Source organism: Lactimicrobium sp. (assembly GCF_036453465.1).
In the GTDB taxonomy this organism is placed as follows: Bacteria; Bacillota_I; Bacilli_A; order Erysipelotrichales; family Erysipelotrichaceae; genus Bulleidia.
Genome location: NZ_JAZHUW010000012.1, coordinates 23,455 through 36,899, shown reverse-complemented (window position 1 = coordinate 36,899; position 13,445 = coordinate 23,455). Strand labels below are relative to the sequence as shown.

Genomic DNA, 13,445 nt, shown 5'->3' with positions numbered 1-13,445 from the left:
TGCATATGGATATGCGGCTAGCACTTGTAAAAGGTGTCTCTTCATTGTTGAAAAAGGCAGGCAGGGGCGGTTCCTTTCCAGGCACTCTGGCACTGAAGATGGATCATGACTTCATTGCCCGCTTCCAGATGCCGAAAATTGTCATTCTGGTGACCGGCACCAATGGCAAAACCACAACCCAGAATCTGATTGCTCAGTCCCTGCGTGCATCCGGTCTCAAGGTCATTAACAATGCCCGCGGCGACAATCTCAATGTCGGCATTGCCTCTTTGCTGGCAGCCAACAGTGATATGCACTATCACGTGCAGGCAGACGCCGCTGTCATTGAAGTCGATGAGCTGACCCTGTACCGGCAGTTTGCCAATCTGCATCCTACTGCTCTGGTTGTGACAAACTTCTTCCGGGACCAGCTGGACAGAGCAGGGGAAATGGAGACCATCATCCGCAAAATCATGGATGTCACAAAGGACTTTACGCAAGACCTGATCCTCAACGGCAATGACCCCAATGTCCTGCGCATCGGGTTGAATGCAGAAAAGGCCAGAAAGCATTATTTTGCCGTGGACCGCTGTTCTTTGTCACAGGAGAAGACCAATGAAGCAAGTGAAGGCAAGTTCTGCCCGATCTGCGGAAACCGTCTGCATTATGAATACTACCAGTATTCCCATATTGGAAAGTTCTGGTGTCCCAATGATGGCTTTGGCAAAGTGCCGTATGATATTGAAGTCACGGATATAGATTTCCAGAATGGTACCTTTACTGCAGATGGACATTCCTATAAGTCATTTGTGAATACGATCTACGGTGTTTATAACTGTGCTGCCGTACTTACGGTGATGAAGGTATATGGCATTGATTCTTCCTTTGCCAACAAGGTCTTTGGCAGCTTTGTCATGAAAGAAGGGCGCAATGAGCTGTTCAGGCTCTCAAAGCCATGTATCATCAACCTGGCAAAAAATCCTACCGGCACCAATGAAGTGCTGAAGTATATTCTCAACCGTCCTGGTGATAAGAATGTTCTGATTCTGCTCAATGACAATGATCAGGACGGCCATGATGTGAGCTGGATCTGGGATGCCCATTTTGAACGGCTGAATGTGCCGGAAGTAAAGACGATTGTCTGCAGCGGGACGCGTGCCTATGACATGGCGCTGCGGCTGAAGTATGAAGGGCTGGAAGATCGGATTCATGTGGAAGAAAGTGCCGAGAAAGCTGTGAAATGGCTGGATGATGCCAATCTTGACAGCTATGTGATCTCTACCTATACGGCCCTGCACAGCACCAGAGCACTGCTGGCAAAGGAGGCACAGAAATGGAACTGAAAATTTTGTGGATGTACCATGACCTGATGGACCTCTATGGTGATAAAGGCAATGCCGAAGTGCTGCGTGTCAGAAGTGAAAAGCGGGGCATTCAGTGCACCATTGACACGTGTACAATCGGAGAGAAAAGAAATATTCCGGATTATGATATCTTCTTCATGGGCGGCGGTGCTGACCATGAGCAGGAACTGATCTATCACGATCTGGTTGCGCGTCGGGATCAGATCGCCGCTGCCATGAAGGAACATACGGCCTTTCTGCTGATCTGCGGCGGCTATCAGCTGTTTGGAAAGTATTACCGCGATCAGGATGGCGGCATGATCCAGGGACTTGGCTTCTTTGATTACTATACGGAGGCCAGTGACCGTGACCACCGCTGCATTGGCAATATTGCCATCCGGGCCAGGATGGATGGGGAAGAATTTGATGCCGTCGGCTTTGAAAACCACGGCGGTCAGACCATGCAGGTATCTTCACCATTTGGAAAAGTATTGAAAGGCCATGGCAACACATATGACGGCGGCTGGGAAGGCTTTGTCAATGAGGATGTGCTGGCTACCTATATGCACGGACCGCTGCTGCCAAAGAATCCAAAGATTGCGGATCATATCATTGCCAGAGGACTGCGGAAGCGCTATGGCAGGGTAGATCTGGCACCATTGGATGATACGCTGGAAAACAAGGCGAGAGATGTGATGCTGGAAAGGCTTGGTATCAAGGAGAAGGAAGGCAGATGAAAAGAGGGCAGCGCCCTCTTTTTCTATTGCAGGAATGATGGCTGCGGAAGGGTGATATGCAGATTCTTCTTCAGCAGGTAGTACTCCAGAATTTCCTGATGGGTAATGGCAAACTGATAGTCAGGCAGATCATGTGGATCTACCCAGCGCAGCTCAATGGAACCCTTGCCTACAGTCGTCTGGGGAATCTCATCCAGATCGGCAAAGAAGGCAAAGGAGACAATGCGGTAAATATTGCCATCCAGGAAGGATACAATCCGGCTTGGATCATCGAATACCTTCAGTTCATTCAGCTGGTCATGGTACAGATGAATGCCGGTCTCCTTGATCGCCTGGCGGATCGCACAGTCACGGAAGGTTTCGGTATCATGCAGATCACCGGAGACAATCCCCCAGCGGAAATTGTCAGCCCGCTGTTCCAGAAGAATCTTGCCTTTTGCACTGATTACCAGGGCAGAACCAAAGCGGGTAGGACAGTTTGGATCCGGGGCAAAGGGATCATGCAGGTAATAGAGAGCCGTCGGCATTACCCCTTGACCTCTTTAAGCACTTCATCCAGATCCTGCGGTGCACTCTTGCCGAATGTGAAATGGCAGGCATCATTCTTGCCGTAGCGCGGAATGATATGCACATGCATATGATCAACTGACTGACCGGCAGCTTCACCTGTGTTATTGAGAATATTCACACCAATGGCACCAGTATTTTTCACAATCTGGCGGGCCAGCTTTGCCGTGACAGCCATCACCTTGGCAACGGTCTCATCATCAGCCTCCAGAATATTCCTGACATGCTTCTTTGGCATGACAATTGTATGCCCTCTGGTAACCTGAGAAATATCCAGAATCGCAATCACATCATCATCTTCATACACAACCTTTGATGGAATCTTATGGGCAATGATATCGCAGAATACACACATAATTCATTTCCTCCTGGCTCTTATTATAACATTCTGCCTGCCGGTTGATATGCATTCATGGCGTATGAATGATGGCTGCGCCACAAAAAAAAACAGGAAGTGAAAATCACTTCCTGTGCATTGCGCTCAATTGCTGGATGATGATGCAGAAGCACTTGCACTGGCAGAGGAAGAAGCCTCTGCAGAAGCAGTGGATTCTGCCATATCCTGAACAAGATTGTCAGGATAGGATGCCTTGATGGCATTGTACAGCGTAATGTCATACACATGGAACTTATACTTGCGGAAGAAGTATGTCGTTGCATCGGAGGAGACATTACTGATGGAAGACAGGGCAGAGACGATATCATCATGCATGCTGTCAGTATCATTGCTGTCTACCTTGACAAGATAATATGTACTGCCGTCTGATCCGGTAACCTCATTCCAGCCATCATCCGGTGTCAGGGAAGAAAGAATTGCTCTGACCATGGAATCCAGAGAAGAAGACTGGGTTGTGTAAATCTCAGATGTGCCATCGGAAGAACTGTTATGGTTGGAAGCAGCTGTGGCCGCATCAGATGTACCTGCCTTAAGCTCATCCAGAGCCGCATTGGCATCATCAAGGCTGGTAAAGGACAGTACCGTTGCTTTGCACGGCTTGTACATACTGATCAGATCATCCCACTTGGCTTCAATGTACTTGTCAGTCAGCTGGGAAGCCAGCAGCGAAGGAATCAGATAATCATTCAGATAATCATCCTCGCTCATGTTGGACTGCTTCAGATAAGAAGTGAAGGTATCACCATACATGGACTTGTATGTATTCAGAGTAGACTGTGCCTGGGCTTTGATATCGTCGGTAATTTCAACTTCCTGGGAAGCGATGGTAGTGGTCGCATTGTTAATGGCAGTGGAAGCACCGGCCATGTTTACCATGGTCTCATACACATTGCCTTTGGTAACTTTCTTCTTGCCGACCGTAAACAGGACGGTGGAGCTGTCCTTCAGTTTTGCACTTGCATCTTTGCAGCCAGCCAGTGTCAGAGCCATTGCCACAGCGGCACCAGCCACAATTGCTTTCTTCATTTTCAGCATCAGTTTGTACCTCCTGCAGTGGCAGATGCACTCGCGGATGCAGAGGCAGAAGCTTCCGGAGAAGCAGATGCACCTGCATCAGTTGAATCATCCTCAACGCCATAGGCAGCCTTGATCTCTTTCTCAAGATCATCGTTGCCATTGAAATCAATGCCAAGCTCCTGAGCCTTTGCCCAGATTGCGGTGTTCTGCAGCGTTGTATCATACGTTGAAACAAGAGATTCATACGGAGAATCAACCTTGCCATTGGATTCCAGCGTATCTGCTGTGGAGGCATCACAGTAAATCTTGAAGTAGCCGAAACTGCTGGACTTGACCCAGTCAGATGTCTCACCCTCATTCAGGGCAAGGGCAGCAGACAGGAAGGTGGAATCAAGTGACGTTGTGTTCTTATCGATGACACCCAGCAGGCCGCCGTTGCTGGCTGTGGATGTGTCTTCAGAATACTGTGTTGCTGCATCAGAGAAGCTTGTGCCACTTGACAGTGCTGCATCTACAGCATCCATGCGGGACTGCTCATCATCGGTCGGTGTATCTGTGACGTTGCTGGAATCAGTGAACTTGATCAGGATATAGGATACTTCCCGGATCTGCAGATCATCGAAATGGTTGGCTGCATATTCGCCGGTTACCTTGTTCAGCTTGATCTGCGTGATCAGATAATCTGTCAGATCCGTGTAGCCGGTGGAAGCCAGATCGCTGGCCAGCTGTGTTTCAGAGCTGGAACCATAGCTGGAACTGTAATTGGACTTGATGGACTCGGCCTGTGACTCAGCCTTTGTCTTGATCTCCTTGGTTGTCTTGTAGGAACTGTCCGCAACAGCTTTCTGAAACAGTGACAGGGCAGCATTATTGCCGCTGGACTTGTACAGATCATCATAGAACTGGGAAGCCGTCTCATCGGTATCATTCACCGAATATACGACGCCTTCGCCATCGGAAGTCTTTCCTTTCAGTTTTCCCTTGTTCGTATCGTAGATGTAATACACACTGATGCATGCAAAAATCACGATGATCAGTGCTACGAACCAGTTCTTTTTCAAGAATTTGCCCATAGAGCCTCCTTTAATTCATTATGAAAAAAACGCTAAATCATTATAAAATAGCATATATCTTTTTGCAATTTAGCCTGTCTGAATTTTCTTTCACATTCCTTCTGACCGAATGTATGGAAAAACACGATAAAATGCCTTGAATAGGGGACAAAGCGTCTGCCAACATTTCCTAGTAAATTGATGTTATAATCATGCACGGTTGAAAAACAGGAGGAATTATGAGAACTCTCGAGATAAAAGATCTTCATGTTTCCGTTGAGGATAAGGAGATTCTGAAAGGAATCGATCTGACGGTAAATGAAAAAGAAGTACATGCACTGATGGGCCCCAATGGCAACGGCAAGTCAACACTGCTGGCTGCCATCATGGGCCATCCGAAATACAAAGTGACCCAGGGCTCCATTACATATGATGGCAAAGATGTACTGGCAATGCCGGTGGATGAAAGATCCAAGGCAGGCCTGTTCCTGGCCATGCAGTATCCTCAGGAGATTCCCGGTGTTACCAACAGCGATTTCCTGAGAGCAGCCATGAATGTGCGCCGTGACAAGCCGGTGCCGCTGTTTACCTTTATCAAAGAGATGGAGAAGACCATCAATGATCTGCAGATGAAGCCGGATCTTGCCCACCGTTTCCTGAATGAAGGCTTCTCCGGCGGCGAGAAGAAGCGCAATGAGATTGTCCAGATGGAAATGCTCAAGCCAAGCTTTGCGATGCTGGATGAGCTGGACTCCGGCCTGGATGTGGATGCCTTGCGGATTGTTTCTGATGCGATCAACCGGATGCATAAGGAAACAGGTATGTCACTGCTGGTTGTTTCCCACTATGAAAGATTCTATGAGCAGATTCAACCGCATTTCACACATGTTCTGGTTGATGGCCGCATTGTCATGAACGGTGAAGGCGATCTGGCTGGAAAGATTGACCAGGAAGGCTATGACTGGATCTATGCTGAAACAGGTGCTCAGCCGGCAGCTGAGGTTGAAGAGAAGAAAGTACAGCCTGTTTCCCTTGGTACATGTGCGGTTCGTCAGGCCGCCGAAGGAGCTGCGCGCAAATGACGCCGATCCATGTCAATATGGATATCGCCCTGCAGCCTGGCTACAGTTCCTATGAGATTGATTCAGACCGTGATCTGGAGATTACCTTCCGCGGCAGTGAACAGAGCGATGTCTTTGTATCGATTAAAAGATGCGGTGCTTTGCGTATCCGCACCTATGCCGCAGCCGGTGCAAAAATCTCCTATCTTTTCTGGAACAATACCGAGCAGAAGCTGAGCGTGGATGAGTCGCATGAAGTCATGGGCAGTGGTGATCTGACGGTTGCCTATGGCGAGTGCAATCAGGCGGAAACAGACCGCAATGTCTATGTTGCTCTGCGCCAGAACCATGCCAAGGCACTGCTTTCCAGTGCAACGCTTGTCAACTGCCGCAAGAACTACAACATGCAGGTTGTCAACTATGCACCGGATACCTATGGCGATATCAAGAACTATGCCGTTGTTCTGGAAAAGGGCAATCTGATGATTGATGCCATTGGCAAGATCGTCAAGGGTGCCCATGGCGCCCAGTCCCACCAGACAAGCCGTGCCCTGGCGTTTGCCCAGGGTCAGCGTGCTGAGATTCTGCCGGAGCTGCTCATTGATGAAGATGATGTGCAGGCAAGCCATGCCTTGAGCATGGGTACGGTGGATGAAGACCAGATGTATTATATGATGAGCCGCGGCCTGAGCCGGTCACAGTGCACATCTTTGATTTCTTCCGGCTATCTGATGCCGATTGCCAGAACTCTGGACAATCCGCAGCTGCAGGAAATGCTGGCCAAGGAAATGGAAAGGAAGATGAACGCATTATGCTCGATGTAGAGAAAATCAGAAAAGACTTTCCGATGATCGTGAACAATCCCGATCTGATCTATTTCGACAGTGCGGCAACTTCCCTGAAACCGCAGTGTGTGATTGATGCGGTAACAGATTTCTACACCAGACATACTTCCAACGTTCACCGCGGTGACTATGCCATTGCCGCGGAGAATGACCGTCTGTATGACGGTGTGCGCAGTATCATTGCAAAGTTCATCAACTGTGATCCCAAGGAAGTTGTGTATACTCACAATGTGACCCAGTCCATGAACCAGATTGCCTGGGGCCTTGGCCATGATTTCCTGAAGAAGGGGGATGTGGTGCTGATTTCGGAAGCAGAACATGCCTCCAACGTGCTGCCATGGTTCCGCCTGCAGCAGGAAGCCGGGATCCGCTTTGAATATATTCCGACTGACAAGGAAGGCAATATTCATCTGGAAGACTATGAGAAGTGTTTCCATGAGGGTGTCAGGGCAGTCTCTGTTGCAGAAGTAACCAATGTGCTTGGCTCTGTGCAGCCGATCAAGGAGATGAGTGCCATTGCCCACAAACATGGTGCCTATATGATCGTTGACGGGGCCCAGAGTGTACCGCATATGAAAGTGGATGTCCGTGATGCGGATATCGACTTCCTTGGCTTCTCCGCCCATAAGATGTGCGGACCCGGCGGGGTTGGCATTCTCTATGGCAAGAAGGAACTGCTGGACCGCATGAGTCCGATGATCATGGGCGGCGATATGAATGCGCGCTTTGCCAATGATGGTTCCTGCATTCTCAAGGAAACACCGGTGAAGTTTGAAGCCGGCACGCCGAATATTGAAGGTGTGATCGGCACCGGAGCAGCTGCCAATTATCTGATGTCCCTCGGCATGGACAACATTCATGCCTATGAGAAAGAGCTGCGTGCATACTTCTGTGAGAAGATGCAGCAGCTGGATAACATTGTGCTCTATAATCCGGACAATGAATACGGCCCGATAGACTTCAATGCCAAGGGTGTCTTTGCCCAGGATGCGGCCGGTTATCTGGCCAGTAAGAATATTGCGGTGCGCAGCGGCAACCACTGTGCAAAGCTGCTGCACAATGTCATCGGTACGGACCAGACAATCCGTGCTTCTCTGTATTTCTACAATACAAAAGATGAAGTGGACCGTTTTGTGGAAGAGGCTAAGAACATCAACCTTGAGAATGCGGTCGGGATCTTCTTTTAAGAGGTGAATGTGATGAGTGATGAAAACAGTTTGTTGAATGATCCGGAAGTTCTGCGTGAGCTGATCATGGATCACTATCAGTATCCCCATAACCATGAACTGACCAAGGATCCCGGTTACCAGTCACGCCATATGGCCAGTGACAGCTGTATCGATGACATTACTGTACAGAGCAAGATCAAGGACGGTGTGATTCAGGATATCCGCTTTGATGGCATTGCCTGCACGATCTCTACAGCCAGCACCAGCATGATGACAGATCTGCTCAAGGGCAAGAGTGTCAAGGAAGCAGAGAAGATCATTGCCAATTACTTTGCGATGATTGAAAACAAGCAGTATGACCCGGATGTTCTGGAAGAGGCAGTTGCCATGAAGAACGTCTACAAGCAGGCCAACCGCATCAAGTGTGCAACGATCGGCTGGAAAGCAATGCAGGAAATGATTGAAGAAAGTGAGGCGAAGAAATGAGCGAAGCCAACCGCAACAATGAGGCCATTTATTCGCAGGATGATTATAAATACGGCTTCCATGACGATGATGTCAAAGCAGTCTTTGATACTGGCAAAGGTCTGAATGAAGACATTGTCAGAAAGATTTCTGCGTATAAGCATGAGCCGGAATGGATGACAGAATTCAGAGTGAAGGCCTTCCATACCTTTGAAAAACTGCCTATGCCAAAGTGGGGACCGGATCTGTCCGAGATTGACTTCCAGGATTTTACCTACTTTAAGACCGTTTCCAATGAAGCGGAAAAGAGCTGGGATGAAGTGCCGGAAGAAGTCAAGAATACCTTTGAAAAGCTTGGTATTCCTCAGGCAGAGCGCAAATATCTGGCTGGTGTGACAACCCAGTATGAATCCGAGGCTGTCTATCACAACATGCTGGATGAAGTACAGCAGAAGGGCGTCATCTTCCTGGATATTGATTCCGGTCTGCGTGAATATCCGGAACTGTTCAGAAAGTACTTTGCGACCATTGTGCCGCCTACGGATAATAAGCTGGCAGCACTGAATAGTGCCGTATGGTCAGGCGGATCCTTCATCTATGTACCAAAGGGTGTTAAGCTGGAGAAACCGCTGCAGTCCTATTTCCGTATCAATTCCGAATCCATGGGACAGTTTGAGCGTTCCATCATCATTGTTGATGATGGTGCGGAATGCTCTTATGTGGAAGGATGCACAGCACCGCAGTATTCCAAGGATTCCATGCATGCGGCAGTTGTTGAAGTCTTTGTCGGCAAGGGTGCCAAGTGCCGTTATTCCTCCGTACAGAACTGGTCTGGAAACATTCTGAACCTGGTTACCAAGCGCGCCAAGGTCGATGCCCATGGCACCATGGAGTGGATTGACGGCAACATCGGTTCCCGTATTTCCATGAAGTATCCGGCCTGCATCCTGGCAGGTGAATATGCCCATGGCCTGTGTATTTCCATTGCCGTAGGCTCTCATAACCAGTTCCAGGATACCGGTGCCAAGATGATTCATCTTGCCCCGCATACATCCAGTTCCATTGTTTCCAAGTCGGTTTCCCGCAATGGCGGCGTAACCAACTTCCGTGACTGGATCCGTTTCAGCAAGAAGGCAGACTTCTCCAAGACCAAGATCGAGTGTGATACATTGATCCTGGATGAGAAGAGCCGCAGTGATACCATTCCGCTGAATATCAATGAGAATGCGACAAGCACCATTGAACATGAGGCAACCGTTTCCAAGATTTCCCAGGATGAACTGTTTTACCTGGAAAGCCGCGGCCTGAGTGAAGCCCAGGCAACGGAAATGATTGTGATGGGATTCCTGGAGCCGTTCACACGTGAGCTGCCGATGGAATATGCAGTCGAGTTGAATCAGCTTCTGAAGATCGACATGACTGACTCCATTGGATAAACAAGCTGCCCGGCAGGCCGGCCTGCAGGCAAGAAAGGCACTGTCATCCCGTGAAAGAAAAGCAATGAGTATGGCAATTGTTCAGAAGCTGCTGCCATACCTGGATGATATCTCCTGTATTGGTGTCTATCTGCCCATGAGAGAAGAGGTGGATATTGATCCGCTGATCCAGACCTGCTATGCAAAAGGCATTCATGTCTATGCCCCGGTGGTACGCAAAGGCACTCTGATCTTTCATCAGATTACATCGAATACGGTATATGCCACATCCAGGTTCGGTGTACAGGAACCTGTTGATACACCGATCAAGCCGGTAGAGGAGATGGATCTGTTCATTGTGCCGCTTTCTTCTTTTGATAGCCAGTGCCATCGCACGGGTTATGGAAAAGGGTACTATGACAGTGTCCTGAACCGTGCCAGACACAAGATTGGTGTGGCCTATTCTGTGCAGCAGATGGCTGAAATTGATGTGGAGCCGCATGATGTCACGCTGGATGGGATTGTGACGGAAAAGGGTTCCATATTTGTGAAACCATGGTAAAATAGTCAGCGGAGAATTAGCTCAGCGGGAGAGCATTCGCTTCACGTGCGAGGGGTCATGGGTTCGAACCCCATATTCTCCACTGATGATGAGGATTCATGATCGTAATGATTGATGAATCCTTTTTTTATGCTTGCAGGTTCTCTGAAGGGACCATAATATATATGTCTGTTCGAGGTGGGGCTATGTCAGAAACTGTAAGAAATGGACCAACATTCCGCTACGGCATCATCCAGGCCGGATTCTGGATTGATTACCTGATTATCAACAGCTTTGCGGCTGTTTTTCTTGCCGGCCGCGGCTTTTCCACGGCTGCCATCGGCGGCATCACATCTGCCGGGGCACTGGCAAGCTGCATCCTGCAGCAGGTATCCGGTGATATTGCCGACCGTACCAAACGTCCTTTGAAGTATATGATCGCAGGTTTTTTCATTGCCTGTGTGGCATGTTTTGCCATGCTGAAGATCTTTCCGAAAAACTATGCATCCACACTGGTGTTCTACACCGTTGCCTTTACACTGCAGTCCAGCATTGCACCATTGCTGAATTCACTGTGCCTGCAGTTTACCAACCATGGCTACAACATGAACTTTGGCTTAGCTCGATCCATGGGATCCTTTGGCTACGCCACCGGCGCCTTGATCATGGGCAATGTGACCGAACACTTCGGGGCTGAGATTATTCTGCCGATTTACATGGTCATCTATTTCATCCTGCTGCTGGTTCTGGCAAGTTTTCCGGTTCCCTCGGCTGCGGTCAGTAAACCGATTGCCGGCAATGAAATTCTGAAAGATGAAAAGCCAAGCACCATGAAGGAATTCTTTCAGAAGTATCATCGGTTTGAACTGCTGATGGCAGGTTTCATTCTGGAATGGTTCCTCAACTCACTGCTTGGTACATACATGATTTATTTTGTGAGATACTTTGGCGGCGGCCAGTCTGACATGGGACTTGCCTTTGCCGTCATGGCATTCTCGGAAATCCCTGCGGTCATGTTCGGCACTAATCTGATGGGCCGCATCGGTGCCGATACCATGCTGAGAATCTCTGCCTTCGGCGGTATCCTGAAAGCTGTTCTCTTCCTGATTTCTCCAGGCATCCATTTCTTTGTTTGGTGCAACATTGCCCATCTTCTGTATTCCGGCTTCTATCAGGTCGCAGCTGTCTATTACGTCTATCGGATTGTCGGCGTTGGCGATATTGCCAAAGGACAGGCCATCATGGGAATTGCGACCGGCGGTATCTGTATGATGCTGGCCAACCTGATCGGCGGCTTCCTGCTGGAGAGGGTATCCATTCCGGTCATCCTTGGGGTTGGCCTGGTGGCAAATATCATTGCTTTTGTATTGATTTTCCTTGCAACCGATCCAAAGCGTTTCCCGAAAGAAACGATCCGTTCTCTTTGATGTCAGAAGATGCTTACCCACAGTAATGCGGCAGGCATCTTTTTTTGATTCTGTGAGCACTTGGACGGATCTGTATCGTATGAGATAATCAAAGCAGAAACCTGGGAGGAAATGTATCATGACAGCATATAAAGTGGATCGTATTGCTTGTCCAGTATGCGGCAAGTCCATCAAGGTAAAACGCTATCCGGCATTTGACAGTGCAAAACAGTCTGTGCGGGAGAAGATTTTTCAGGGAATGTTCTTTCATGTCCGCTGTCCGTTCTGCAAAACAGACAGTGAGATTCCGTACAGTACTGTCTATCATGAATTGTCTCAGGATAAATTTATTGCCTATGCAGCAGATGATGCGGCTTATCAGAAGTTTGTGAAGGAAGCGGAAGAAGAAGGCATTGACCGGATTGTCAGAGACACCCGCTCCTTCAGTGAGAAAGCACTCATTTTTGACAGTGGCTATGATGACAGAATCATTGAGATCTTTAAAAAACTGATGTTTGATCTGCACCATAAAGAACATCCGGAGTATCTTGGCTATTTGTTCAATGTCGGCGTCTGTGAGGATGGCAGTGAATCTGATGGGCTGTTTCCTTATACAACAGAAGGAATTGTGGAGGCACAGGCACTGGCTTTCAATAGACTGAAGATTGAGCAGCTGGAGAATGAATTTGATATTTACATTGACAACTATCCGGGCAGCTGTCTGGAAGTTGACCAGAACTGGGCTCAGAATCTGCTGAAGTTTGCCCAGGAACATCAGGATCTTGTTCTGGAGGATGAGATTCCGCTGGATGAGCTTGATGACACAGATGCAGTCAATGCCTTTGTCGATAAGCTCTATGAGCTGGAGGGCAATCTTTATGATGATTCGGCAGCTGCCTATCTCAAGAAGAATTTTGATAAGATCTGGGCAATCATCAGAAAGCATGCAAAGAAAGATGAAAACGACAAGCTTCTGTTTGATATCGAGGAAGATCCCTATGATGAGTATGTGCCTAACTGGCTCGAAGAACTTGACATGATTCTGAACAATGCCCGAGCCTATGACTATTCCAGGAAACTCAGTGAATTGCAGCTGAAGGAAATCAATCTGGATGGGGAGCGGCTCGCCTATCATAATCTCAAAAGAAATATTCTGGAATGCATCTACTACAGTGAAGGAATGGATGCGGCTAAGCAGTATCTGCAGCAGTGGCAGAAGGAAGAGCCGGGCAGTGCCTATGTGGCAGCCAGTGAAGTTGATCTGTATCTGATAAATCATGATCTTGAAAAGGCAGAAAAGCTGGCAGACCGTTATCTTTCCATGCCAATGAAAGAAAGCGGCGATTCCTGGCTGTATGACAGCTGTGAGAATGTGTATCGGGAATGCAGACAGGACGCAAAAGTCAGGCAGGCAGAAATATTGAGAAAGTCGTCTTCGATTGTCTGATACC

At 48.5% G+C, this 13,445-nt stretch carries 14 protein-coding genes and 1 tRNA gene; 11 read left to right on the top strand and 4 right to left on the bottom strand.

The features are described 5' to 3' along the window. Positions 1 to 5 precede the first annotated feature (5 nt). Both SOI44_RS04650 and SOI44_RS04645 read left to right on the top strand, forming a co-directional pair. Positions 6 to 1,322 (top strand): MurT ligase domain-containing protein, encoded by a 1,317-nt coding sequence (locus SOI44_RS04650; RefSeq protein WP_331348059.1) that lies wholly within the window; start codon positions 6 to 8, stop codon positions 1,320 to 1,322. Further along, positions 1,313 to 2,059 (top strand): type 1 glutamine amidotransferase, encoded by a 747-nt coding sequence (locus SOI44_RS04645; protein WP_331348058.1) that lies wholly within the window; start codon positions 1,313 to 1,315, stop codon positions 2,057 to 2,059. The genes SOI44_RS04650 and SOI44_RS04645 overlap by 10 nt, the downstream gene beginning before the upstream one ends. A gap of 23 nt (positions 2,060 to 2,082) precedes the next feature. Here SOI44_RS04645 and SOI44_RS04640 read toward each other — a convergent pair whose 3' ends face one another. From SOI44_RS04640 to SOI44_RS04625, 4 genes are all read right to left on the bottom strand, one after another. Continuing rightward, a complete protein-coding gene (locus tag SOI44_RS04640) occupies positions 2,083 to 2,586 on the bottom strand; it encodes an NUDIX hydrolase (protein WP_331348057.1) in 504 nt (167 codons plus the stop codon). Next, positions 2,586 to 2,981 carry an HIT family protein gene (locus tag SOI44_RS04635; RefSeq protein ID WP_331348056.1) on the bottom strand — a complete coding sequence of 132 codons (396 nt, stop codon included), beginning with the start codon at positions 2,979 to 2,981 and terminating at the stop codon, positions 2,586 to 2,588. The genes SOI44_RS04640 and SOI44_RS04635 overlap by 1 nt, the downstream gene beginning before the upstream one ends. A gap of 126 nt (positions 2,982 to 3,107) precedes the next feature. Next, a complete protein-coding gene (locus SOI44_RS04630; RefSeq protein ID WP_331348055.1) occupies positions 3,108 to 4,058 on the bottom strand; it encodes a hypothetical protein in 951 nt (316 codons plus the stop codon). Continuing rightward, on the bottom strand, positions 4,058 to 5,113 hold the full coding sequence (locus SOI44_RS04625; RefSeq protein ID WP_331348054.1) for a peptidylprolyl isomerase: 1,056 nt from the start codon (positions 5,111 to 5,113) through the stop codon (positions 4,058 to 4,060). Before SOI44_RS04625 ends, SOI44_RS04630 begins: the two co-directional genes overlap by 1 nt. Before the next feature lie 218 nt (positions 5,114 to 5,331). Between SOI44_RS04625 and sufC the strand changes: the two genes are divergently transcribed. The 9 genes from sufC to SOI44_RS04580 all read left to right on the top strand — a co-directional run bounded on the left by sufC (position 5,332) and on the right by SOI44_RS04580 (position 13,441). After that, positions 5,332 to 6,174, top strand: a complete 843-nt coding sequence (sufC, locus tag SOI44_RS04620) for a Fe-S cluster assembly ATPase SufC (protein ID WP_108774063.1) — start codon at positions 5,332 to 5,334, stop codon at positions 6,172 to 6,174. Next, positions 6,171 to 6,977, top strand: a complete 807-nt coding sequence (locus SOI44_RS04615; RefSeq protein ID WP_331348053.1) for a SufD family Fe-S cluster assembly protein — start codon at positions 6,171 to 6,173, stop codon at positions 6,975 to 6,977. Before sufC ends, SOI44_RS04615 begins: the two co-directional genes overlap by 4 nt. After that, positions 6,965 to 8,185 (top strand): aminotransferase class V-fold PLP-dependent enzyme, encoded by a 1,221-nt coding sequence (locus SOI44_RS04610; RefSeq protein WP_331348052.1) that lies wholly within the window; start codon positions 6,965 to 6,967, stop codon positions 8,183 to 8,185. Before SOI44_RS04615 ends, SOI44_RS04610 begins: the two co-directional genes overlap by 13 nt. A gap of 12 nt (positions 8,186 to 8,197) precedes the next feature. Beyond that, entirely contained in the window at positions 8,198 to 8,653 is a 456-nt protein-coding gene (sufU, locus tag SOI44_RS04605; RefSeq protein ID WP_331348051.1) for a Fe-S cluster assembly sulfur transfer protein SufU, read from the top strand. Next, complete coding sequence (sufB, locus tag SOI44_RS04600; protein ID WP_331348050.1) at positions 8,650 to 10,068, top strand: Fe-S cluster assembly protein SufB; 1,419 nt, start codon at positions 8,650 to 8,652, stop codon at positions 10,066 to 10,068. The genes sufU and sufB overlap by 4 nt, the downstream gene beginning before the upstream one ends. Next, on the top strand, positions 10,061 to 10,609 hold the full coding sequence (locus tag SOI44_RS04595) for a 5-formyltetrahydrofolate cyclo-ligase (protein WP_331348049.1): 549 nt from the start codon (positions 10,061 to 10,063) through the stop codon (positions 10,607 to 10,609). Before sufB ends, SOI44_RS04595 begins: the two co-directional genes overlap by 8 nt. 10 nt (positions 10,610 to 10,619) lie before the next feature. After that, positions 10,620 to 10,691: transfer RNA gene (locus tag SOI44_RS04590), tRNA-Val, on the top strand. A gap of 103 nt (positions 10,692 to 10,794) precedes the next feature. Then, positions 10,795 to 12,015, top strand: a complete 1,221-nt coding sequence (locus SOI44_RS04585; RefSeq protein ID WP_331348048.1) for an MFS transporter — start codon at positions 10,795 to 10,797, stop codon at positions 12,013 to 12,015. Between the two features lie 118 nt (positions 12,016 to 12,133). Next, entirely contained in the window at positions 12,134 to 13,441 is a 1,308-nt protein-coding gene (locus SOI44_RS04580) for a CpXC domain-containing protein (protein ID WP_331348047.1), read from the top strand. Positions 13,442 to 13,445: the final 4 nt, after the last annotated feature.

Coding starts and splice junctions, on each gene's coding strand:
- SOI44_RS04650 (WP_331348059.1), top strand. CDS start 6: ATGGATATGCGGCTAGCACTTGTAAAAGGTGTCTCTTCATTGTTGAAA.
- SOI44_RS04645 (WP_331348058.1), top strand. CDS start 1,313: ATGGAACTGAAAATTTTGTGGATGTACCATGACCTGATGGACCTCTAT.
- SOI44_RS04640 (WP_331348057.1), bottom strand. CDS start 2,586: ATGCCGACGGCTCTCTATTACCTGCATGATCCCTTTGCCCCGGATCCA.
- SOI44_RS04635 (WP_331348056.1), bottom strand. CDS start 2,981: ATGTGTGTATTCTGCGATATCATTGCCCATAAGATTCCATCAAAGGTT.
- SOI44_RS04630 (WP_331348055.1), bottom strand. CDS start 4,058: ATGCTGAAAATGAAGAAAGCAATTGTGGCTGGTGCCGCTGTGGCAATG.
- SOI44_RS04625 (WP_331348054.1), bottom strand. CDS start 5,113: ATGGGCAAATTCTTGAAAAAGAACTGGTTCGTAGCACTGATCATCGTG.
- sufC (WP_108774063.1), top strand. CDS start 5,332: ATGAGAACTCTCGAGATAAAAGATCTTCATGTTTCCGTTGAGGATAAG.
- SOI44_RS04615 (WP_331348053.1), top strand. CDS start 6,171: ATGACGCCGATCCATGTCAATATGGATATCGCCCTGCAGCCTGGCTAC.
- SOI44_RS04610 (WP_331348052.1), top strand. CDS start 6,965: ATGCTCGATGTAGAGAAAATCAGAAAAGACTTTCCGATGATCGTGAAC.
- sufU (WP_331348051.1), top strand. CDS start 8,198: ATGAGTGATGAAAACAGTTTGTTGAATGATCCGGAAGTTCTGCGTGAG.
- sufB (WP_331348050.1), top strand. CDS start 8,650: ATGAGCGAAGCCAACCGCAACAATGAGGCCATTTATTCGCAGGATGAT.
- SOI44_RS04585 (WP_331348048.1), top strand. CDS start 10,795: ATGTCAGAAACTGTAAGAAATGGACCAACATTCCGCTACGGCATCATC.
- SOI44_RS04580 (WP_331348047.1), top strand. CDS start 12,134: ATGACAGCATATAAAGTGGATCGTATTGCTTGTCCAGTATGCGGCAAG.